The organism is Acidianus sp. HS-5, assembly GCF_021655615.1.
In the GTDB taxonomy this organism is placed as follows: domain Archaea; phylum Thermoproteota; class Thermoprotei_A; order Sulfolobales; family Sulfolobaceae; genus Acidianus.
Genome location: NZ_AP025245.1, coordinates 2049214 through 2068360, shown reverse-complemented (window position 1 = coordinate 2068360; position 19147 = coordinate 2049214). Strand labels below are relative to the sequence as shown.

Sequence of the window (19147 nt, the reverse complement as noted above, 5' to 3'; positions counted from 1 at the left end):
CTTATATGAAAATAAATGGTTTGAAGTTAGTACCATGTCCTAAGTATAATAGTACTTGTAGTACTTATCACGCCCTGAATACTTCTAATCTCATCTATTGTTTTATTTATCTCAGCTATATTAATTCCTCGGACCACAGTTATTATATCGTAATCTCCAGTACTCTCATAAACAGTTTCAACACCAGAAATTTTGATTATTTTCTTGGAAATTTCTGGTGTTGGAATTTGAGGGGTAGACTTAACCATAACTATTGCCTTTATTTCGTTTTCTAATTCATATTCTATAGTAAATCTCTTTATAATTCCCAATCTAATTAATTTCTCAATCCTTTTCCTGACTGCGGCTTCACTTATCTTTAAATCCTTAGCAATTAAAGTATAAGGAGTTCTGGCATTCTTCTTTAATGTTTCAAGAATTTTCAAATCATTATTATCTATTTTACTGCTCATTCTATCACCGTTCCTTCTCCATCAAGAGCTTTATTAATAGCATCGTTTTCTAATCCCGATGAAATTACAACTTTTTTAACTCCGTTCTTAAGAGCTTCAGATGCCATTAGTATTTTCCTATTCATACCTGATCCAACTTTTTTCGCGAATTCCTCAGCTTCTTCTTTTTGAATTTTTTTAACTATATTGTTATCTTGGATAACTCCTTTTACATCAGTTAGAATAACTAATGTGTCTGCTTTTATAGCTGAAGCTACACCAAAAGCCATTTGATCTCCGTCTACATTAAGCATTGTACCTCCAGTAATATCTATAGCAATTGGAGATAATATAATATAATCAAAAGTGCTTGAAATAGTATTCAATAAGTTCGCGTTTACTTCATAAATTTTCCCAGTATAGCCTCCCTCAATTATTCTTTTCTTGCCTCTCTCATCAATTATCATTATTCTCTTTTTTCTATTTGCCTTTACTAGTGCCGCATCTGCACCGCTAAGTCCTAAAGCTAATTTTCCTCTGGAGTTTAATTCTGTTACAATGTTTTTATTTATTAGTGTCATTACCATGACGTAAACATCTAACTCTTCCCTACTTGTATATCGGCTCCTTATACCTTCGGGTGAAATCACGAATGTTGGCTCTATTCCCATCTTCTTTGTGTACTCTGTTACTATATCTCCTCCTCCATGCACGAAAATTAATTTACCATCATATGATATAATACTATCAATTAAATTTCGTAAAGAATTTTTTATAACTCTTCCTCCAGCTTTTACTACTATCATTTTATGCAGGCCTCAGTGGAGGTGTTCTTAATCCTTCATCCTCGTTAAAACCTCTTGATATATTAAAATTCTGAATTGCTTGACCTGCAGCTCCTTTAACTAAGTTATCTATTGCGGCAAACATAGTTAGTCTCATTATCCTCTCCTCTTGTGCAAAACCTATGTCAGCAAAATTACTGCCTATCACATATTTAGGATCTGGATATGGATGAAGTCCTCCTCTAATAATTCTTATAAATCTTCTACCACGATAAAATTCCGCAATTTTCTTCCATATTTCAATATCATCATAATCCTCATTAAGCCAAGTGTGAGCAGAAGCTAAAGCCCCTCTTATGCTACTTACTGCATGGGGAACTATACTTACCTTTACCTGTTTTTTGGCCAGCAAGCTTAATTCTTGTTCAGCCTCTGCAGCGTGTCTATGTCCTTCAGGATCATAAGGTCTAATAGCGTTTTCCCGTTCAGGATGATGACTTCCTTCTTTAGGTTTCATTCCACCTTCACTGCTTGAGACTTTAACGTCGCTAATAAATCTCAACTCAGTAGAAATTCCGTTTCCAACTACTGGTGCTAAAGCCAAAATTGTGGCAGTTGCGTTACAACCAGGAGAGGCAATAAGCTTAGCTCCTTTTAATTCCTCATAATGAAGTTCTGGCAAACCGTAAACAGATTTTTTAAGTAAATCCGGATAGGGATGCTCTATTCCATACCATTTCTTGTATTCTTCTGGTTTTTTTAACCTAAAATCTGCGCTTAAATCTATTACTTGAATTCCCATTTCAAGCAATTTAGGTACATAATTTAATGAAACTCTATGAGGTAATGCTAAAAATATGGTGTCAGCTTTATCCCCAATTTTATCTAAAGATAGATCAGAAAAATTCATATTAAGTATTCCTTTTAAATTAGGATGAACTAAGGATATTGGTTTTCCTGCATATTCTCTGGATGTAATCAGAGTTATTTCTACCTTCTCATGCATTGATAATATTCTTAATAATTCTCCACCAGTATATCCCGAACCGCCTATTACTGCAACTTTTACCATTATTGTAGAAAAGGAGAATCCACTTATAAATAATGTTGATATATTTTAATCAATGGAATCTAACACAGACGAATTAAGGAAATTTCTTGAGAACAAAATATCTAGCTTAAAAAAGGAGCTAGAATATTATGAGTATTTGTTAAGCTTACTCGAATCAGGATTTTCTTCAGTTAAAGGCAATAAAGGGAGCATTGATTACATAAAAAGCAGAAAAGGCGAGATAATAGCCGAAGTATACTATACTCCTCCGCTAATGAAAATAATAGTGAGAAGAAAATTAACACTAAATAAAGCTTACATTAACGCATTAAGTAAGATTCTTGAAGATAGTAAAAATAACGATAAAATAGATTATAACATAGTATTTGATAAAGATGATTTAAAAGAGATAAGTATAAACAATGTCAATGACGACCTATGCTATAATAAAATAAAAATAGCATTGCAGACAATTCTGGAAAGAGCTGCTTAATTTACTACTTCGATCTTTATTAGCAATGGTCTGGGATCACCTAAAAATCTTATTAAAGCTTCTCCTCTGCCTAAAAAGGCAAGATTATTATTTATTTCGTTATTATTGATATTAACAAATCTTTTCACAGTATTATTCCAGAATTCCTTATCTCCATTATTCATAAAAATTAATAGCCCAATATTATCAAGATAAATTGAAGACATATCTCCTAGGTCCTCTATATTTTGAGTAGCCATAGATAATGCAATTCCATGGCCTCTACCTCTCTTCACTAGATCTGCGACTAAAGGATAATCTACTTTCTCATTCTTTAATACTGTCCATGCCTCATCTAATACCAAGACTATTCTGGTTCCGTCATCAACAGAGCCAGAAAATTTATTGTATATATCGGTTATAACGCTATACATTATTATTTTCCTTAGAGTTTCATTTTTAATAGTTGTAAGATCTATTATGTTTATTCCAGGGACTAGTAGATCGGCTATGTTATCTCCATGATCCAAACTCTTAACAATTCTAATTATTTTTGAAATATAAAGATAAGTTATTTCATCCAGCATAGATTTTGCCTTCTCATCTATTATATCCCAATTTAAATATGATATTTTACTGGAATGATAATCTTCTAATACATCGTATACTAATTTAAAAATTATAGAACTATAAACCTTGTCCAAATCAAACGAATTTGTCAATATCTTTTCTATTTGCATCGTTCTAACTTGTATTGGTATATTATTACTTTTGAGTAAAGAAATCCCATGATATAGAGGATTAAATATTTTTACATCAAATCCGCGTTTTATTATTCTTTGCTTTATATCTCCTTTTGTATCAAAAAATACTATTGGAATAGAATAATTTAATGCCAACTGCAAAGAAGTGTTGATTAAAAACTCGGTCTTTCCTGCACCAGTAGGTCCTATGATAAGCATATGCGGATTCTCGCTACTATCAATATTCCAGAATACTGGGATTCCATGATTTATGTCTTTGCCTAAAAGGACGCCATCATTTCTAAGCTGAAACTTAGGAAGTTTATCAACAGAAAACGGAGTTAAGAAGGGAACTTGGCTAGGAATAGAAATTTTATCAGATTTACATTCATCTAAAAAAATTATACTTAATATTTCATTTCTATTTGCTAACCTAGATCTTATATTTAATCCTTCTAAGCCTTTACTTATAACTTCTGCTAACTGTATTGCCCTTTCCTTATTTCTGGAATGAATTAATAAGTATATTTCATATTTAAATGGATATTCTCCTTCCGATATTCTATCTAGCAAAAAATTAACTATTTCTAATTCTCTTTTTGCTTTACTATTTGACGGATCCGAATCTATTATAATCCTCAGATTTTGAGCTTTATGTAATAAAGCTTCCTTGTACTTTATGTTATCAACGTATTTTTTCCTAAAGAAAATATCTACTTGCTCACCTATCTGCAATATTTTGTAAAACGACGCTATAGAACTTCTTAAACTATTCTCACTTAAATCCTTATAATCTACAGGAATATCATTAATTAATAATATACCTATATATTCATTACCTTTTTGTATATATCCTTCTCCTATCTTAATATTTGATAAATCTGATGAGTTATTAAAAATACGAATTTTGTAAACTAATGACTTTAGGTTAATTTTACTATATTTAAATGCTACTAAACCTATAGCCAGTAATAATAATAGTAAGAGCGGATTCCTATAAATTATTGTAAGAAGTATAACTAATACTGAAATGAAAATGAAAGATATCTTATCTTCGTTCATAATAAGTTAAGAGAAAAATAATAATGACGGAGAAGATCGAAAGTTCTAAAGTTCTATATTAGCATGAATTTGCCTTAAATCTTCTTCAGTCTTCTTTAACCTTAGCATTAATTCGGCCACAATTCCGTCTAAAAACATTTGAGTCGTATCTTCAAATAATGTACCTAATGGAGCTAGAGGTTCAGTTATACCTAGTATTTGCCTAGCAAAATAGTCCTCAAATTGAGAATATTTAGTTCTACCAGGAACCTCTACGACTACGTCCGCAATCTTACCTATTGGACTATCGGCATAACTCGTTACTGCTACTAAAGTCGCTTTAGCATCTTTAGCAGCTTCTGCTGCAGTTAAAATTAACCTAGTTCTTCCAGACCCAGAAATTGCTATAGCTAAATCATTCTTACCAATAGCAGGAACTATAGTCTCACCTAATACATAAGCATTATACCCAAGGTGCAACAACCTCATAGCAAAAGCTCTTCCTACTAATCCACTCCTACCAGCACCCATAACCAATACTTTTCCATTTTTATTATTCTTATAAAAATTTTCTAACGTATCTACCATTTTTTCTACTTGATCTGGTTTAATAAGCTGCGCGGCCCTAATTACAAATTCGGCTAAATCATACATAGTTTTTAAACTAAGAGGTAGATTAAGAAGAGAGGAGGAAGATGATGACAATCGATTCGCCGTAAAAGTATATGTCAAATGGTTTATAAAGTTTGTTATTTATGTGAATAGTATTTTAAGTTATAATTACAAAATGATAATAATGATTTTTAATGAGCACTAGATGGCTACCTAAATGGAAGGTAGTAAAAATTGATGTTAAAGGAAAAGAAGTGGAAGTATGTTACGACGATGACTTAAAACTATATGCTTGTCCGTTTTGTAATCCCATATGTAAAAAAGGGGGAATACCTGATTACAGTACATACTTCTATCACGTGGAAGATTTGATTGCTCATATAATAGCCCATAAAAATGCGTTATGGTTAAAGAAGAGACCGCAAGAAATAAGGGAAGAAGAGGAAGAAGGAGAAGAGGAAGAGAATGAAGAAGATTAACATAGGTATTGCAGGGAGTTATACCATAGACGAAATTCATGAAAGCAGTACAATGTATGAAAAACCAGGTGGATCTCCAATATACTCTAGTTTAGGAGTTTATGTAGCAGGGGGAGAACCTCACGTATATTCTGTAAAGGGTGAAGATTTTAATTTTAAGTTACCTGAATATATTAAAGACGATATTATATTTTATACTAAATATAATCTAAGATTTGAAATTGATTTATATAATGGTAAGAGAACTTTAAAACTAAAATTTCCTGCAATTAAAATGGATTTTAATTCGATAAAACTAAAGAATATAGATGGCTTAATACTTAATCCAGTCTGCAACGAAATTGACCTAAATCAAGTACATGTAAATATCCCGTTAGCGGTAGACTTCCAGGGTATTGTAAGAAAATGTGTATTAGGCAACGAGATCTCCTATAATGAAATAGATAACATTCCGTCTAACCCAAGCTATGTAGTAGCTCATGCAAACATAGAAGAAGTAAACAATGGAAAATTAAATATAGAGAAGCTCTTTAATGCGGGATTTAAGGAGATTATAATAAGTTATGGGGATGAAGGATTCGAGATTTACACTAAAAATGGAGTTTTAAAAGAGATCATGGAAAGTAAAGGAAAAAATGAAGTAGGAAATGGAGATTTCCTATTAGGCTTTTACTTTACTTTGAGAGTTAAAGGAATAGAAATAAGTAAAGCGTCAAAACTCTCAAAGATCGCTTCGCAAAAATTTAGCATGTATGGGCCAGATTTACAGCTTCTTCTAAGCTGATGTTTTTCCACAAACCTAATCTACCACAATTCTTTACATAATCAACATTAACTGAAGGAGTACCGCATAGAATAGCATCTTTAATAACATGTGATCTATATGCCAAAATTTCTTCTCTAGATAAAAGACGAGTCCTCTTTAAATCGCTAAATACCTTCTTTATATCAGGCAATTTAGAAGTGAAGAATGAATATATATAATTAATATAAATGTCATTCTCTACACTTTCTCTTATAATATGAGAAAACAATATACCAGAATCGCCATTAATATATAAATCCCAGTCCTTTTCACCTTTAGTTATTAATATCGTAATAAATGCCGAGATTGATTTTAGATTTGGTTCATCAAAACCTAGAATTTTCATTAAATTTCTTCTTGAAATTGTGCTATGTATTTCGTCAAAAATTACCGACCTACCTTTATTAGTAATTAATTTTTTATCTTTTATTATTGTTGGATATTCATTTATTATTTTTTTACCTTTACTGAGAGTAGATATTATTTCTCCAAGATTTTCAATCCAAAACATTTTACCATTAAACTCTAGCCAAGAGGGTAATTTATCGCAGAAACTACAAATCTTCTCTTTTAAGTACTTTACCTTTTCTGAACGTATTCTTGGTCGGTATTCGTGATATTTTAGACCTTCTAAAAAGTTTGGATTATTTACAATAGGCGGAATAATATGAACGTTAATCCCAGAAATCTCCTCTGTAGCAAATAATCCTCCAACTTCATGTTGTAACTCAAGAATTAAATAATCTTGTTTATTCAAGGAAGCTAGGAGTAATCCAGAAATTCCTCCACCTAAAATTATCTTCACATGGATATAAGAAGAAAGAATTCTTTATAAGACTGACACTCCATTACTAAAAATTCCATCTTGATTATAAAATATCTTGAACGGTTTATGATCTTCTATTAATTCTCCTCTAATTAGCTTACTTAATTTCGCTTTAGCATCTTCTTCATCTATATAATCGAATAATATTTTCCTACCGTTAATCTCTATCATAGGCGAAGTATAATCATAAAGTAAATCAGTTTCTATATCCACTTTCACGTCGTATTTATTTGGAAGGTTCTCAATAACTTCGTATAACAAAGAGGTAACTCCACTATCGCCATAAGATCCAAATATTACCTTTATTGAAGGCATGTTATCTCAATATTATAACTTCAGTTAAGGAAGCATATAAAAAACTTAAAATTCAATATTACTGCATGAGATCCATTTATGGTTCAACAATACTAGAATCAGCGGGAATCTTCGATATTCAACAAGATGAAAATTGCGCCAAAAAATCATATAATGAGGCAAAAAAACTATATCCAGATTTCAAAATTTCTATTCTCCATATGAATAATGTGGAAGACAGATTAAAAGCTATAGACGTGGATCCAGATTTAGCTGATATGAAAGATGTTTATGTAATTCTTATAGAAGTCCCAGAAGAAGTAACTTAAATTTTTTATTTATAGCCTAATATTGTTAAATGGGCCCATAGTCTAGCCTGGTTAGGACGCTGCCCTCACACGGCAGTGATCGCGGGTTCAAATCCCGCTGGGCCCACTGTGGGGGTCATCTTACTTTCTTTTAATTTTTCGTAAGTTCCGTCACCTTAATTAAGGAATATACGTAAGTTTCCTTCTTATCACGGTTTATAATATTTGTCTTTTTCTTTTCCATAAAAATATAATACTCAAATTTTTATCTGCGATGCTTTCCATTGTCCAATCTCATTATATTATGATTATAAGGAGAACAACCACGCCAAAAAAGAGTTATGGGAAATAGTCCAAGACTTTGGAGACCGGGATAAGGCCCAAAAATTTGTAGACTATTGTCTGAAGAAGAGGTTCTGCTATCAAAGAGGAGTAGACGTATATGAAATTGATATCAGTTAAACATGGCTTTTTCCAATTTTTTGAAATTCAGTTTTTCAACTATCATTACCAATTTATGTAACGTAATCACGATTTTTTCTACCTCTCCTCTGTAGAAACCAAAAATAATAGGGGTAAAAATAGACAGAGAATCGTGATTACGTTACATAAGTAGTCACAAACGTGATATTATTGCTATATTAATGGTCTATTTTAGATATTCTTACAAAGATTAATCGTATTTATCTAACGACTTCCCATGCCATACCTAAGCCCCATGATTTATTGAGTTTTTATCATTTACAATAGTTTCCGAAATCCAATTTTTACAACAACTAAGGAATCTTTGCCACTACCTTTCAACTCCACGACCGAGTAGGGCAATAGCCCCATACTTAAAAGCTTATATGATGAAAAAGGGGCATAGATTAAATATGGGTTATAGAGTTTTCTCAGCCGGGCAATATAAAAATACGTCAGAGAGGAAAGAAGTATTATGTTTACTCCATAGAGAAGAACAAAGACAACCACGTAAAGGAAACTTACATAGGCCCCTTAGATAAGATAGTGGAATTTTATATTAGCAGTAGGGGTATGGGGTATCCCCCAGAGTGCCGCCGCGGGGATTTGAACCCCGGACAACCCGGTCTTCAGCCGGGCGCTCTCCCGCGCTGAGCTACGGCGGCAATATATTTTTTCATATCTTCAAACTTAAATCTTTCTATGATAATTACTTAATGGGGTCTGGCGACACCCTAGGAGAACCCTTTATTAGGGGTCAATGATATAGGGTCTCCAGAGACCCCAACATGAAAACACTTATAGTATTTCTAAATAAGATAGATATAAATAAGATAATGTATTTTCAAGATAAAAAGGATGTTTATATATTAAATGAAATATTACATATACCTATATCCCTTTATGATTGGGAAAACAATTGCTATAAAGGAGATAAAATTATTGATTATGCATCTAAAAAACTCAATAATCTTTCATTTGAAAAAATATTTTTATTGACTAACTTGAAATTATGTAATAAGGATATACAAAAAACAGATAAAATTGAATTAATTAATGTTAATGACGAGAGTATACTAAGAAAGATAATGGTTGATAACAATTAAATATCAACTACAAAAGTTATCTCGTACATATTTCCTTGCTTATTGATTGACATTAAACTATAAGTCATTGCTTTAACTAACGTTCTTCTTTCATGCTTTTCTTCATTAAATTTCTCCCCCCAAGCCTCTCCTTCTAACCTCATATTATTCTGGTCTATCTTTACTTTGAATTTACTAAATAACATTAATTCTGAATCATAAAAAACTAAAAGAGATTCTATCCACCTATATAATAAGTTTTCTAAATCAGTTCCATCTATACTTATCTTTCTCTCCTCCCTAGGATCTACTTTAGAGGTATCAGTCATTACTTCAAAAACTGCTAAAGCAGAATTTTCAAAGGCTTCTTCAAGTGTTTCGCCATAAGCTCTTATTCCCACGTCTGCTGTATTATCAAAGAACTCAAATTTCTTCATAAAAACACTTTTAAACTTAGTAGAATTTAACGTTATTGATTAAAATGGGTGGAAGACAAAAAACTACCTTATTTATGACAAAAGAAATAAGGAAAGAAAAAAGAGGAACTACTGCTCAGCAAACTTCCTCGAGATAATATAATTAACAGAATATATACCCGCTGCCAAAAGAATATCCATAATGGAATATAATATATTTTTTGTAAAACAATAAACTATTATAGAATTAATTATAAGAAGTAAAAGCAGTATATCCCTACTTTTCATATTACTTCACCTAAAAGATCTCTATTGGAATGGGCAACCTAGACGAATATCCACTTATTGCCGCACCTACCCCTATTGAAATTCCACCAAGTATAACTAGATATGCAATGGGAAGTACTATAGTTCCTTCAATAAACACAGGAACTACCTTAGTAATGAGATATACTATAATGCAACATGCTTTATTATTGGGTATACTGTTTAAATTCTGGAGAATGTTAACTCCTAAGGAAGTTAAGAAATTTGGTAAATAAGGTAGACCTGCATAAAATACTATAGAAAAACCTATAAGTGACCCACCTACTCCTCTACCTACTCTAAATGGTATAGAAATTAATAATATTCCTAAAGCAACTAATACTTGAGAATAGTCATAGACTATTCTAGCAATTATAAGTAAAGTTTCTGAAGTGGTAATTAAGCTCCCAAATATAGAGAAAAGTACACCTACTTGCGATAATAATACTCCAGCGGCAGGTCCACTTGCCACAGCTATTATTCCATATAGTGTCCTCAAGAACGTATTTAGTGCTATTTCTTGAACTATTAAACAACATACCCATTTGAAAAAACTACACCATGTAGCACCTAGATATGATTGAATAATATAAGATAATGATAAGATACTTCCATATGCGTTAACTAATGCTGTAACATATAATCCATCTAATATTAATTTTGGTCCCCATCTTTTTACACCATACACTGGTACAGGTAGACCCATAATCAATGTTCCAAGGAAATAAGTTAATGCCCCTAGTGAAGAAGCAAGAAATAACATTTCGCCTATGCTAAACAATTACATCACCTCATACTTGAGATGCCAGATACGAAATTAAGCTAAATACAGTGCTACCTATAGCTAACCAAAATGCAGCTATTATTGCATCCTCTATAATATCTTGACCTCCTCGTTTTACCCTAAATATTGGAATAGGCGAACCTCTTAAAGCCCAGCCTATTGCCCATGATAATATAAACGCGCTCCATGCAACTTCAGTTATTTGGGTTGTTAAATTACTTATTAAAGTCTCTATACCTGACATTCCTGATCTAATCTATGGAATGAGTATTAAAGCTAAGAGACCTAACTGAAAGTGTTCTTACCTATGTACGTAAGAATAATATTTACTATTCTGCTAATGTCCAAATTAGAAGTATTTATCACAATATCAAATGGAGTTAAATCCAAGAGATCTATTCCATAATATTTCCAAAACCTAAAATAATGACTTTGTTCTCTTTCCATGATTTTGATTAAAGCCTCTTCGTACGAAATTTTATCTCTAATTGATATTCTTTTAGCTCTTTCCTCAATGTTAGCCCATAAATATATTGTATAATCTGAAATTCCACTAAGCAACCATCCAGCTATATGAGATTCTATAATTACATTCCCTTTCTCTGCTTCATCTAGAATTCTCTTATCTATAAGTCTATCTATATCGAATTTTTTTTCAGCGGATTTGTTCATCTCTATTATATCTTTTCCTGAGTTTGCAGCCATTTCCCTAAATAATTGCCCTGCAGATACAAACCTAAGCTTAAGTTTATCAGATAAAATTTTTGCAACAGTAGTTTTTCCACTACCAGAAGGCCCACTTATAACAATAATCATGATATTCCTCTCACGCTCATCTTAATCAAATCCTCTAGGCATTTATGGCACAAATACCCGCCAAAAGGTCTCTCAGGTCTTTTTTCAGATAGTGAGAATAAGTAAACCTTGTTGATTTTTACTCCATTTAGAGGATTCCCACATTTTGAACAGTGAGCTATTTTATTCTTTTTCTTTTCAAAATGAATCTTAGATTTCCCGCTTGGAGTTTTAACGTGTATTCTTCTATAAGACCTAGACCTAAACTGAGGCTTAGGCATTGCTTCTCAATAAGAAAATATATCTTTAATTTATATAATCTTCGGGCGTCTTAATGATAAAGGCGTAAAAAGCACAAAGGACAAAATAAATATTATAAAAGATGAGTACGGAATGATATACTTCCCTTCATATGGAATAGAAATTATTGGTATATAATAAGGAAGAAATAAACTGAAATTTATCCTGAATACTACTAATGATAGATCTATGAAATAAATAAAAATTAACAATGTAGTTTGCATAAAGGAATAAAAATACATTGTAGAATTATACGACTTTATTTCATTTTGAATCTTCTTTTGAACTTTTTCTTTTCTTTTATCCGATACTATCTTATCTAATCTATTATCATATTCCTTTAACTTTATTATAACATATTTTAGCTTCCTACTAATATAATACTTATAAAAAAGATAGACAACAAAATTGGAAAAAAACGACAAGAGAATTATATAAAAAAGATATATCTCCATCTTACATCATTGAAGAAATTATCTCCTTAGCTGCTATGCTTGGATCGCCTTCCTTATTAACTACTATTTTTACTGAAGCACCTACCAATACTGCAGATGCCATGGCGGCATATCTAGCGAAATTTATAGTTTCATTAATTACACTTATATCTGCATAATCAGATCTAATTCTTCCTTTATCTTTTTGTTGCCTATTTAAAATATCTTCAGGATTACTCTCAAGTAGAAATATTACTTGAGGAGATAAAATTTCTATAACATGCTTTGGTAATCCAGGAAGATAACCTGCCGGAGTCCTTATAACAGCATGAGTATCTATAAATGCTAAACCATTCTCCCCTAATTTTTCAGAGTCTTCAACAATTCTCTTTGCAGCCATTAATTGCAGCTCCCTCTGTTTAGACAACGGCAATTTTCTCATTTCGTCTCTATTATTAACAAAACCTTCAGAAAGAGCAGTATTCAACATGTAGTCTCCATAGTTCATTATTTTATATTTTCTATCTTCAGAAGATAAAATCTCTGATACCTTACTTAATACAGTAGTTTTACCAACTCCAGGTATTCCGGTTACTATACCCATTTTCATTTCACTCACCTACTAATCTTCTCAATAATGGATACATTTCAATAGACCTCTCATAGGCTAATAAGCTGTAGTATTGTACAGCTATAGTTACTGCTAATAATATTCCAACTCCTGTTCCATATACTCCTAGGAAAGTTGCACCTACAGCTATTATACTTACTATAACAGAGCTAAAGAATGCTAAAGGATATATATACTTAGCTAGAATAGCTTCAATCATTTTAGTATTGCTTCTCATACCTGGAATCTCTATACCAGCTTCAACTAACTGTCTAGCTTGAGTTGCAGGATCTAACCCAGCTACTTCAACCCAAATTAAACCGAACAATATACCTAGCGTAATAAATACCACAGCATAAATAACAGCTCCTACCGGATCTACTACGACAGCATATGCACTATGAGGAATCTTAGAAGTTGGGGGTGGAAATTCAAAAGCTGCTGCTATGTCATTTAATATTCTAGCTATAGTTGAATTAGAGTAAGAAGAAAGGGAGGCAAATAATTGAATGTCTGCACCTAATACGCTTACAAATATAACTGGAATGCTGCTAACATATAGGAAATTGAGTGGTATAGTTCTTCTTATTCCTCTCAACTTTTGAGATGTAACAGGTATTTGAATATTTATAGATGTTAAATAAACTATAAGAATTACTAATGCTACAGTTGATATTAAACCTACTAGATCTGGCTCAAACGGCTTAGTGGTATTTACAACAATGCTAAGCAAATTACCATGGCTCATGACTAATGAGGCTAAGGTAGGGAAGAATCCTACTGGAAGATCTTGAGAACTCACAGTAACGATTCCGAACATATACCAGAACATTATTTTCATCACGCCTGCAAATATAAATAAGCTAACCCCAGAGCCTAATCCCCAACCTTTTTGCACCAACTCGTCCAAGAGTAAAATGAAGAATGTTGCGACTATTAACTGTCCAGCTGTTATAGTAGCTAGCTCAATTTGAGCTGAGGAAATACCTGTACCCCTAGTTAAAACATATCCAAATAACGCTGCCTCTATAACTATAAATATGAAAGCTAAACCCTTTTGTGCCTCAGTAAATTTAGCTCTATCATCCTCATTACCTAAATCTATATTAATTAATTTAGACCCAACCAATATCTGCATGATTAAACCTGCGGTTATTATTGGTCCTATACCCAATTGAGCAAGAGTACCAGCAGTAGATGCAAAAATAACTTGTTCTATTAGGAAATTGCTAAAAGCAGTAGACTTTATACCATAAAGTGGAACAGATGCCATTACCAAGTAAATAATAACTGCTAATACAGACCACATTATTTTCTGATTTAAATTAGGCTTATGCCTAGGCTTTCTAACTGCAGGTAAATCTTTACCAAGTGCAGCAAGAAAATCCATAAACGACATGAAATATCAAAAACATTAAGAATTAGGGGTTAAAATAACTTGTCCACCTATTTTTTCTAATTTTTGTTTTGCTTTTTCAGTAGCAGCTTTCACTACTATGCTTAAACCACTAACATTTAAATTACCACTACCCAACAGCTTCTCAAATCCATATTTACTCAAGTCTAGTACTTTCTTTCCATCTTTTTCCTCTATCTTAATAGTACCATTATCTATAAATGTCTGCAGATCCCTCAAGCTAATAGCGCTTATCTTAACAGTAGTAGGATTAACAAATCCATGCTTCCCATACCAGCCTTTTCCATATTTAACAATCCATGACCACTTATGTTTATGCATCCCTATTTGCCTTCCGCCTCTAACTCCTCTATTTCTATGCTGACCTTTAGTGCCCCAACCCATAGTTCTATATCCACGCATCTTCCTTGATTTTTTCTCTTTTCTTACTACCATTTCACACCATCCTCTTTATTAGATTATTTATATCTGATCCTCTATAACCAAATACTCCCTTTGCCTTATAAGGAGTGTTAATTTTTCCTTTAAATCCACCACTAGGCGGATGCAATCTTATAGGTAACTCAAATTCATCATCAAATTTGTTTAACAATAATTCACCAGAAAGTATTTTTGTCCTAAACGTAGCTAAATCCATCGATAACTTAGTCTTTACATACTCTTCAGTAATTTTCTCACCACTACTCGTCTCAAGCCTATTAAGCAGCGCGTTCAGTCCTTCTTCAGTAATTTCGCCCCAAGTTACATAAGGTTCAACTTTTATTAACATTCCTCTTAATGAGTCCGTATAAGGGTAGATCATTGCATTAAAGACCTTAGGTAACCTAAGTAACTCTAGTGTTTCTTGAATTCTCCACGACGCGTGCGCATATCCCCTTATTCTAATTATTGCTACTGTATTAGGAATCTTTCATCACCTCTTTCTAGCCCAATCTGCTGGCGTTACAAATTTATAAGTATTATAAAGTGCATTATACCCGGCTCTGATAAAGTTTTCAGTAGTTCTAGTTTCTCCCTTACTAGACGACCAAACATCTTTAATACCTGCATAAGAAAGCAATGTCTTCAAAACGCTACCTACTACTAATCCAGTCCCTTTTGGAGCAGGTTTTAGAGTAACTTCTACACTACCAGCCTCACCACTAACAGTAAATGGTAAACTATGAGGTTCACCGCAAGTGCATTCCCAACTTCCACATCCCCTTCTAACTGGAATTATGTTCATCTTTGCGTCTCTTATTGCTTTTTGTATAGCTACTCTTAATTGCTTAGCCTTACCCATTCCGATACCAACGTATCCATCAAAATTACCCATTATTACTAATACTTTATACCTAGAAAGTTCACCTGCATCAGTTTGTTTCTGAACCATCTTTATATCTATTACTTCATACTTCAGATTAGGTAATAATGCATCTATTATCTCCGGCTCAGTTATTACAAGGTTTTTCTCGAATATTTCCTTTATAGAAGTTACCTTACCTTCTTTAACTAATTGACCAAGTTTTGTTCTAGGCTTCCACTCTTCTATGTTGGTAATAGGTACTCCTTCTGCCATTGTTATTCACCAGAACTTTTTATTTTATTTAAAACTTCCTCAAAGTGGGAAGGAAGATCCTTAGGATTTAATCCCCTACTTAGATACCTAGAGAACATCTTATTGAATTTCTCTGGATTTTCTGCCTCTAACTTCTTTGCGTATTCCGCTATGTGAACTCCTTTTATCCTATCCTCATCGAACTCTATCTCGCCGATAGGGACTTTTAATCCTGCGTCTATTGCGCCTTTTATTATGTAGAATATTCTTGCTCCTTTTGTTGGAGTAAACAAACCTATATCTACTGCAGCAGTTTCAATGCCAGCTTTCTTTGCTCTAAGACCAGCCAAATATCCAGTTAGATAAGCTGCTGGCGTATTGTTTGTATCTCCTTTCCATCCGTATTTCTTAACTAATTCTATCGAATGTGCAGATACTGTAGTTATATCTCCTTTAGGATCAAATTTAGTTACGCTAACAATAACATGCTCATTCGTTATTCTAACAACTAATCTTATTGCTCTATTCAATACATAAACATATCTTCTATAATAATTGGTTTTACCTTCTCTTCTTCTTCTAGGTTTAACCTTATAATTAGGACCCAGAGCCATTTTATTCACCTTTTATTTTTCCCATTTGAATTAGAATTGATTTAACGTCGCTTAAGCTCTTAAACGAACCACCTTTAGCCTTAATATAAAGCTCTCTATATAAATGAGAATCAATTATTCCATGATCTCTTAACCACTTAAGATATCTCCTTATTTTTCTTATCCTAGTTACCCAAGCTTCATGCTCATCAAATCTTGCAGTTTTCCTTCCTTTTCTACTTCCATGTCTCCTACCTTCACCTTTAATTCTTCTCGCTTTCCTTCTCTCTTGAACTTCGGCGTTAGTTTTTTCCTTACCTTTCTCTATGATAATCTTACCATCTCCTATTAACCTTGCTATATCTGCTCTAGTTAATGCTTCTTTTACTTCACTGACATTATCTGGAGGAATTTTTACATTATTAATACCCACTTTTGCAATATCTGCCGCTAATCTTTTTTGCAAGTATAACTCTGGCACTTCTACTCACCATTTGCAAGTTTTATACCCATTTCGCTTGCCTTCTTTATTATTTCTAACCTCTTCTTAAATCCTACGTTAGAAGATATTATCGCTATTACCTCGCCTTTAGACTTAGCAATATTTTCCAAATCTTTTACATTATTTATAACTACTGGTCTTAATCCAGAAGGATGCAAATATCGTATAATTTTAGGTTTTCTATAACCTGGATCTACAGGTGGTGGAAATCCCTTAAGTTTTAGCCTAGTTTTATTATCTATTCCTCTTGTTCTTCTCCACTTTTCTTGCCTTTCTAATTTAAAGTATTTATCCCAATCATATCTTAGGAAATCTGGCAACTTTGAATTATATTTCTGTTTTAATTTATAAACTTTATCTCTACTTAAATTGTTTGATGCCATTATTCAATCACCTCTTTCTTATAAATATATACGCCATCTCCAAACACACGCCTATCGAATCCAGATATTTTGCTAACTCTTTCTATATTGGCTGCAGTTTGTGCCACTTTCTCTAGATCTATTCCTTCCACAATTATATCTTCTCCTTTAATAGTAACTTTAACTCCAGGCAAAATTTGTGCCCTTCTAATATTCTTCTCACCTATTAAGTTAGTTATCTGAACTTCACTACCTACAACTTTTACTGACATTGGAAAATGCGTGAATATTATCTTAAGATAATATCTATAGCCTTTAGTAACTCCAATAATCATATTTTTAACATGTCTAAGTAAAGTATATACTAGCGCTTTGGTCTTCTTATTTGCAAACGTAGATTCAACTACTAATTCTCCATTTTCTAATCTAACTTCAATTCCCCTAATATCTGAGATATCTTTCTCTACTTCTCCTTTAGGTCCTTTAACTATTATTTTACCATTTTCTAAAGTCAATGAGATATTATCTGGAATTTTTAATGATTCTTTTACTGCAACTTGCAACATTGAAAATCACCTAATAAACATAACCTAAGGCTACTCCTCCTAATCTTTGTCTAGCTGCTTCCTTATGCGTCATAACGCCCTTAGATGTTGAAACTAGAACTACACCAATCTCTTTAGATGGTAAATATGTCCTTATATGTTGCGGTAAATTTATCATATCTCTATAATTTAATGAGTACCTAGGCGTTATTGGACCGCACTTGTTTACTCTACCTAGTAACTGAACAACAACTTTACCCCATCTTCCGTCGTCAATATACTCAAATTCCCCTACATAACCTTCTTTTTGCATAACTCTAAGAACATTTATGACTAGCTTGGATGAAGGCATTATTACTGCTTGTTTATTTCTTCTTACCTCATTGTTATAAATACTGACTAGAGCATTAGATAAAGGATTGATTACCGTCATGTGAAATCACCTCAACTTTTTAAAACCTAATTCATAGGCAACTTCTCTAAAGCATTGCCTACAAAGGTAAATTCCATACTTTTGAATAACAGAATCCGTACTCCCACAACGCCTACAAGCTTGAACTCCTTTACCATGTTTTCTTTCTGTCGGAGGCTTGTACTTACCCATTTAAATCACCTTCAAACAACCACAATACCTAGTGTTTCCGTTAAAAACTTTATCGCCTCTTCTTTAGAAATTCTATGCCTCTTAGGAATTCTAGCAGATTTCCTCTTCCTTCTAGCTACTCTGTATCCAGGTCTCTCTAGTGTTATTGCTATATCCATTCCAAATACTCCAACTTCTGGATCGTATTTAGTTCCAGGAATAATAACGTGTTCAGCTATGCCAAAACTTACATTACCATAATCATCGAAACTATCTCTCTTTAACTTATATCCAACAGCTTGTAAAACACGCTTAAGGAAATCTATACCTTTTTGACCCCTTAGAGTTGCTTTCACACCTATTAATTGTCCTTTTCTAACTCCAAACTCCTTTATTGACTTTTTAGCACGAGTATAAACTGGCTTTACTCCTGTTAACTCCTCCAATAAGTAATATGCTTTCTCTAGTCTTTCTCCAGATTCTCCTAAGCCAATATTTACTGTAACCTTTGCTATTTTTATTCTTTTCATTGGATTTTCTTTTTTAACTTGAACGGATTCTTGATCCAT

Annotated in this window: 29 protein-coding genes, 2 tRNA genes and 1 pseudogene; 7 read left to right on the top strand and 25 right to left on the bottom strand. The window is 32.7% G+C overall.

What is annotated here, in order from left to right:
* Positions 1–26: 26 nt before the first annotated feature.
* From lysM to argC, 3 genes are read right to left on the bottom strand one after another with little or no spacing between them, the layout of a single operon-like run.
* Positions 27–452, bottom strand: a complete 426-nt coding sequence (gene lysM / locus HS5_RS11350; RefSeq protein WP_236751488.1) for an HTH-type transcriptional regulator LysM — start codon at positions 450–452, stop codon at positions 27–29.
* Positions 449–1237: a [LysW]-aminoadipate/[LysW]-glutamate kinase gene (locus tag HS5_RS11345; RefSeq protein WP_236751487.1), complete on the bottom strand. Its 789-nt coding sequence runs from the start codon at positions 1235–1237 to the stop codon at positions 449–451. The genes lysM and HS5_RS11345 overlap by 4 nt, the downstream gene beginning before the upstream one ends.
* A 1-nt stretch (position 1238) precedes the next feature.
* Positions 1239–2288, bottom strand: coding sequence for an N-acetyl-gamma-glutamyl-phosphate reductase (gene argC / locus HS5_RS11340; protein WP_236751486.1), 1050 nt, complete (start codon positions 2286–2288; stop codon positions 1239–1241).
* 52 nt (positions 2289–2340) lie between these two features.
* On the opposite strand from argC, the gene HS5_RS11335 reads away from it, so the two are divergent.
* Positions 2341–2760 carry a hypothetical protein gene (locus HS5_RS11335; RefSeq protein WP_236751485.1) on the top strand — a complete coding sequence of 140 codons (420 nt, stop codon included), beginning with the start codon at positions 2341–2343 and terminating at the stop codon, positions 2758–2760.
* On the opposite strand, the gene cedB is transcribed toward HS5_RS11335, so the two are convergent.
* The gene (cedB, locus tag HS5_RS11330) at positions 2757–4544 is read right to left on the bottom strand and encodes a DNA import protein CedB (protein ID WP_236751484.1); all 1788 of its coding nucleotides are present in this window, start codon (positions 4542–4544) and stop codon (positions 2757–2759) included. The two genes, HS5_RS11335 and cedB, sit on opposite strands and share 4 nt — an antisense overlap.
* Before the next feature lie 45 nt (positions 4545–4589).
* A complete protein-coding gene (gene hxlB, locus HS5_RS11325; protein ID WP_236751483.1) occupies positions 4590–5177 on the bottom strand; it encodes a 6-phospho-3-hexuloisomerase in 588 nt (195 codons plus the stop codon).
* 152 nt (positions 5178–5329) lie between these two features.
* On the opposite strand from hxlB, the gene HS5_RS11320 reads away from it, so the two are divergent.
* Entirely contained in the window at positions 5330–5614 is a 285-nt protein-coding gene (locus HS5_RS11320; protein WP_236751482.1) for a hypothetical protein, read from the top strand.
* Positions 5601–6398, top strand: coding sequence for a hypothetical protein (locus HS5_RS11315; protein WP_236751481.1), 798 nt, complete (start codon positions 5601–5603; stop codon positions 6396–6398). The genes HS5_RS11320 and HS5_RS11315 overlap by 14 nt, the downstream gene beginning before the upstream one ends.
* Here HS5_RS11315 and HS5_RS11310 read toward each other — a convergent pair.
* Together HS5_RS11310 and HS5_RS11305 are read right to left on the bottom strand one after the other, a co-directional pair.
* The gene (locus tag HS5_RS11310) at positions 6358–7224 is read right to left on the bottom strand and encodes an NAD(P)-binding protein (protein WP_236751480.1); all 867 of its coding nucleotides are present in this window, start codon (positions 7222–7224) and stop codon (positions 6358–6360) included. The two genes, HS5_RS11315 and HS5_RS11310, sit on opposite strands and share 41 nt — an antisense overlap.
* Before the next feature lie 24 nt (positions 7225–7248).
* Complete coding sequence (locus HS5_RS11305; protein ID WP_236751479.1) at positions 7249–7560, bottom strand: hypothetical protein; 312 nt, start codon at positions 7558–7560, stop codon at positions 7249–7251.
* A 65-nt stretch (positions 7561–7625) separates the two neighbouring features.
* Here HS5_RS11305 and HS5_RS11300 point away from each other — a divergent pair, with 65 nt between their 5' ends.
* From HS5_RS11300 to HS5_RS14590, 3 genes and pseudogenes are all read left to right on the top strand, one after another.
* On the top strand, positions 7626–7868 hold the full coding sequence (locus HS5_RS11300) for a hypothetical protein (protein WP_236751478.1): 243 nt from the start codon (positions 7626–7628) through the stop codon (positions 7866–7868).
* 31 nt (positions 7869–7899) lie between these two features.
* Positions 7900–7974 (top strand) — tRNA-Val (locus HS5_RS11295).
* Between the two features lie 746 nt (positions 7975–8720).
* Positions 8721–8870, top strand: a pseudogene (locus HS5_RS14590) (putative integrase); the annotation flags it as partial.
* Between the two features lie 30 nt (positions 8871–8900).
* On the opposite strand, the gene HS5_RS11285 reads toward HS5_RS14590, so the two are convergent.
* Positions 8901–8974, bottom strand: a tRNA-Phe gene (locus tag HS5_RS11285).
* Positions 8975–9097: 123 nt separating this feature from the next.
* Between HS5_RS11285 and HS5_RS11280 the strand changes: the two genes are divergently transcribed.
* Positions 9098–9415: a hypothetical protein gene (locus tag HS5_RS11280; protein WP_236751477.1), complete on the top strand. Its 318-nt coding sequence runs from the start codon at positions 9098–9100 to the stop codon at positions 9413–9415.
* Here the strand turns inward: HS5_RS11280 and HS5_RS11275 are convergent.
* From HS5_RS11275 to HS5_RS11195, 17 genes are all read right to left on the bottom strand, one after another.
* Positions 9412–9831: an archease gene (locus tag HS5_RS11275; RefSeq protein ID WP_236751476.1), complete on the bottom strand. Its 420-nt coding sequence runs from the start codon at positions 9829–9831 to the stop codon at positions 9412–9414. The genes HS5_RS11280 and HS5_RS11275 overlap by 4 nt on opposite strands.
* A 277-nt stretch (positions 9832–10108) precedes the next feature.
* A complete protein-coding gene (gene cedA / locus HS5_RS11270) occupies positions 10109–10897 on the bottom strand; it encodes a DNA import protein CedA (RefSeq protein ID WP_236751475.1) in 789 nt (262 codons plus the stop codon).
* Positions 10898–10907: 10 nt separating this feature from the next.
* A complete protein-coding gene (gene cedA1, locus HS5_RS11265) occupies positions 10908–11144 on the bottom strand; it encodes a DNA import protein CedA1 (protein WP_236751474.1) in 237 nt (78 codons plus the stop codon).
* A 41-nt stretch (positions 11145–11185) separates the two neighbouring features.
* Positions 11186–11716 carry a (d)CMP kinase gene (gene cmk, locus HS5_RS11260; RefSeq protein WP_236751473.1) on the bottom strand — a complete coding sequence of 177 codons (531 nt, stop codon included), beginning with the start codon at positions 11714–11716 and terminating at the stop codon, positions 11186–11188.
* Positions 11713–11976, bottom strand: a complete 264-nt coding sequence (locus HS5_RS11255; RefSeq protein WP_236751472.1) for a 50S ribosomal protein L34e — start codon at positions 11974–11976, stop codon at positions 11713–11715. Before HS5_RS11255 ends, cmk begins: the two co-directional genes overlap by 4 nt.
* Before the next feature lie 475 nt (positions 11977–12451).
* Positions 12452–13039: an adenylate kinase gene (locus tag HS5_RS11250; RefSeq protein WP_236751471.1), complete on the bottom strand. Its 588-nt coding sequence runs from the start codon at positions 13037–13039 to the stop codon at positions 12452–12454.
* A 1-nt stretch (position 13040) separates the two neighbouring features.
* Positions 13041–14438 (bottom strand): preprotein translocase subunit SecY, encoded by a 1398-nt coding sequence (secY, locus tag HS5_RS11245; RefSeq protein WP_236751470.1) that lies wholly within the window; start codon positions 14436–14438, stop codon positions 13041–13043.
* A gap of 15 nt (positions 14439–14453) precedes the next feature.
* A complete protein-coding gene (locus HS5_RS11240; protein WP_236751469.1) occupies positions 14454–14891 on the bottom strand; it encodes an uL15 family ribosomal protein in 438 nt (145 codons plus the stop codon).
* A 1-nt stretch (position 14892) separates the two neighbouring features.
* Positions 14893–15363 (bottom strand): 50S ribosomal protein L30, encoded by a 471-nt coding sequence (locus tag HS5_RS11235; protein WP_236753560.1) that lies wholly within the window; start codon positions 15361–15363, stop codon positions 14893–14895.
* 6 nt (positions 15364–15369) lie between these two features.
* Positions 15370–16014, bottom strand: coding sequence for a 30S ribosomal protein S5 (locus HS5_RS11230; protein WP_236751468.1), 645 nt, complete (start codon positions 16012–16014; stop codon positions 15370–15372).
* 2 nt (positions 16015–16016) lie between these two features.
* Positions 16017–16607 carry a 50S ribosomal protein L18 gene (locus tag HS5_RS11225; protein ID WP_236751467.1) on the bottom strand — a complete coding sequence of 197 codons (591 nt, stop codon included), beginning with the start codon at positions 16605–16607 and terminating at the stop codon, positions 16017–16019.
* Position 16608: 1 nt separating this feature from the next.
* The gene (locus HS5_RS11220) at positions 16609–17067 is read right to left on the bottom strand and encodes a 50S ribosomal protein L19e (RefSeq protein WP_236751466.1); all 459 of its coding nucleotides are present in this window, start codon (positions 17065–17067) and stop codon (positions 16609–16611) included.
* 2 nt (positions 17068–17069) lie between these two features.
* Positions 17070–17471, bottom strand: coding sequence for a 50S ribosomal protein L32e (locus HS5_RS11215; RefSeq protein WP_236751465.1), 402 nt, complete (start codon positions 17469–17471; stop codon positions 17070–17072).
* Positions 17471–18016 carry a 50S ribosomal protein L6 gene (locus HS5_RS11210; RefSeq protein WP_236751464.1) on the bottom strand — a complete coding sequence of 182 codons (546 nt, stop codon included), beginning with the start codon at positions 18014–18016 and terminating at the stop codon, positions 17471–17473. Before HS5_RS11210 ends, HS5_RS11215 begins: the two co-directional genes overlap by 1 nt.
* A gap of 10 nt (positions 18017–18026) precedes the next feature.
* The gene (locus tag HS5_RS11205) at positions 18027–18428 is read right to left on the bottom strand and encodes a 30S ribosomal protein S8 (RefSeq protein WP_236751463.1); all 402 of its coding nucleotides are present in this window, start codon (positions 18426–18428) and stop codon (positions 18027–18029) included.
* Between the two features lie 6 nt (positions 18429–18434).
* Positions 18435–18599, bottom strand: a complete 165-nt coding sequence (locus HS5_RS11200) for a 30S ribosomal protein S14 (RefSeq protein WP_236751462.1) — start codon at positions 18597–18599, stop codon at positions 18435–18437.
* An 11-nt stretch (positions 18600–18610) separates the two neighbouring features.
* Complete coding sequence (locus HS5_RS11195) at positions 18611–19147, bottom strand: 50S ribosomal protein L5 (protein WP_236751461.1); 537 nt, start codon at positions 19145–19147, stop codon at positions 18611–18613.

Excerpts from the sequence above, each read along its gene's own strand:
- lysM (WP_236751488.1), bottom strand. The coding sequence starts at position 452 with ATGAGCAGTAAAATAGATAATAATGATTTGAAAATTCTTGAAACATTA.
- HS5_RS11345 (WP_236751487.1), bottom strand. The coding sequence starts at position 1,237 with ATGATAGTAGTAAAAGCTGGAGGAAGAGTTATAAAAAATTCTTTACGA.
- argC (WP_236751486.1), bottom strand. The coding sequence starts at position 2,288 with ATGGTAAAAGTTGCAGTAATAGGCGGTTCGGGATATACTGGTGGAGAA.
- HS5_RS11335 (WP_236751485.1), top strand. The coding sequence starts at position 2,341 with ATGGAATCTAACACAGACGAATTAAGGAAATTTCTTGAGAACAAAATA.
- cedB (WP_236751484.1), bottom strand. The coding sequence starts at position 4,544 with ATGAACGAAGATAAGATATCTTTCATTTTCATTTCAGTATTAGTTATA.
- hxlB (WP_236751483.1), bottom strand. The coding sequence starts at position 5,177 with ATGTATGATTTAGCCGAATTTGTAATTAGGGCCGCGCAGCTTATTAAA.
- HS5_RS11320 (WP_236751482.1), top strand. The coding sequence starts at position 5,330 with ATGAGCACTAGATGGCTACCTAAATGGAAGGTAGTAAAAATTGATGTT.
- HS5_RS11315 (WP_236751481.1), top strand. The coding sequence starts at position 5,601 with ATGAAGAAGATTAACATAGGTATTGCAGGGAGTTATACCATAGACGAA.
- HS5_RS11305 (WP_236751479.1), bottom strand. The coding sequence starts at position 7,560 with ATGCCTTCAATAAAGGTAATATTTGGATCTTATGGCGATAGTGGAGTT.
- HS5_RS11300 (WP_236751478.1), top strand. The coding sequence starts at position 7,626 with ATGAGATCCATTTATGGTTCAACAATACTAGAATCAGCGGGAATCTTC.
- HS5_RS11280 (WP_236751477.1), top strand. The coding sequence starts at position 9,098 with ATGAAAACACTTATAGTATTTCTAAATAAGATAGATATAAATAAGATA.
- HS5_RS11275 (WP_236751476.1), bottom strand. The coding sequence starts at position 9,831 with ATGAAGAAATTTGAGTTCTTTGATAATACAGCAGACGTGGGAATAAGA.
- cedA1 (WP_236751474.1), bottom strand. The coding sequence starts at position 11,144 with ATGTCAGGTATAGAGACTTTAATAAGTAATTTAACAACCCAAATAACT.
- cmk (WP_236751473.1), bottom strand. The coding sequence starts at position 11,716 with ATGATTATTGTTATAAGTGGGCCTTCTGGTAGTGGAAAAACTACTGTT.
- HS5_RS11255 (WP_236751472.1), bottom strand. The coding sequence starts at position 11,976 with ATGCCTAAGCCTCAGTTTAGGTCTAGGTCTTATAGAAGAATACACGTT.
- HS5_RS11250 (WP_236751471.1), bottom strand. The coding sequence starts at position 13,039 with ATGAAAATGGGTATAGTAACCGGAATACCTGGAGTTGGTAAAACTACT.
- secY (WP_236751470.1), bottom strand. The coding sequence starts at position 14,438 with ATGTCGTTTATGGATTTTCTTGCTGCACTTGGTAAAGATTTACCTGCA.
- HS5_RS11240 (WP_236751469.1), bottom strand. The coding sequence starts at position 14,891 with ATGGTAGTAAGAAAAGAGAAAAAATCAAGGAAGATGCGTGGATATAGA.
- HS5_RS11230 (WP_236751468.1), bottom strand. The coding sequence starts at position 16,014 with ATGGCAGAAGGAGTACCTATTACCAACATAGAAGAGTGGAAGCCTAGA.
- HS5_RS11225 (WP_236751467.1), bottom strand. The coding sequence starts at position 16,607 with ATGGCTCTGGGTCCTAATTATAAGGTTAAACCTAGAAGAAGAAGAGAA.
- HS5_RS11215 (WP_236751465.1), bottom strand. The coding sequence starts at position 17,471 with ATGGCATCAAACAATTTAAGTAGAGATAAAGTTTATAAATTAAAACAG.
- HS5_RS11210 (WP_236751464.1), bottom strand. The coding sequence starts at position 18,016 with ATGTTGCAAGTTGCAGTAAAAGAATCATTAAAAATTCCAGATAATATC.
- HS5_RS11205 (WP_236751463.1), bottom strand. The coding sequence starts at position 18,428 with ATGACGGTAATCAATCCTTTATCTAATGCTCTAGTCAGTATTTATAAC.
- HS5_RS11200 (WP_236751462.1), bottom strand. The coding sequence starts at position 18,599 with ATGGGTAAGTACAAGCCTCCGACAGAAAGAAAACATGGTAAAGGAGTT.
- HS5_RS11195 (WP_236751461.1), bottom strand. The coding sequence starts at position 19,147 with ATGGATCAAGAATCCGTTCAAGTTAAAAAAGAAAATCCAATGAAAAGA.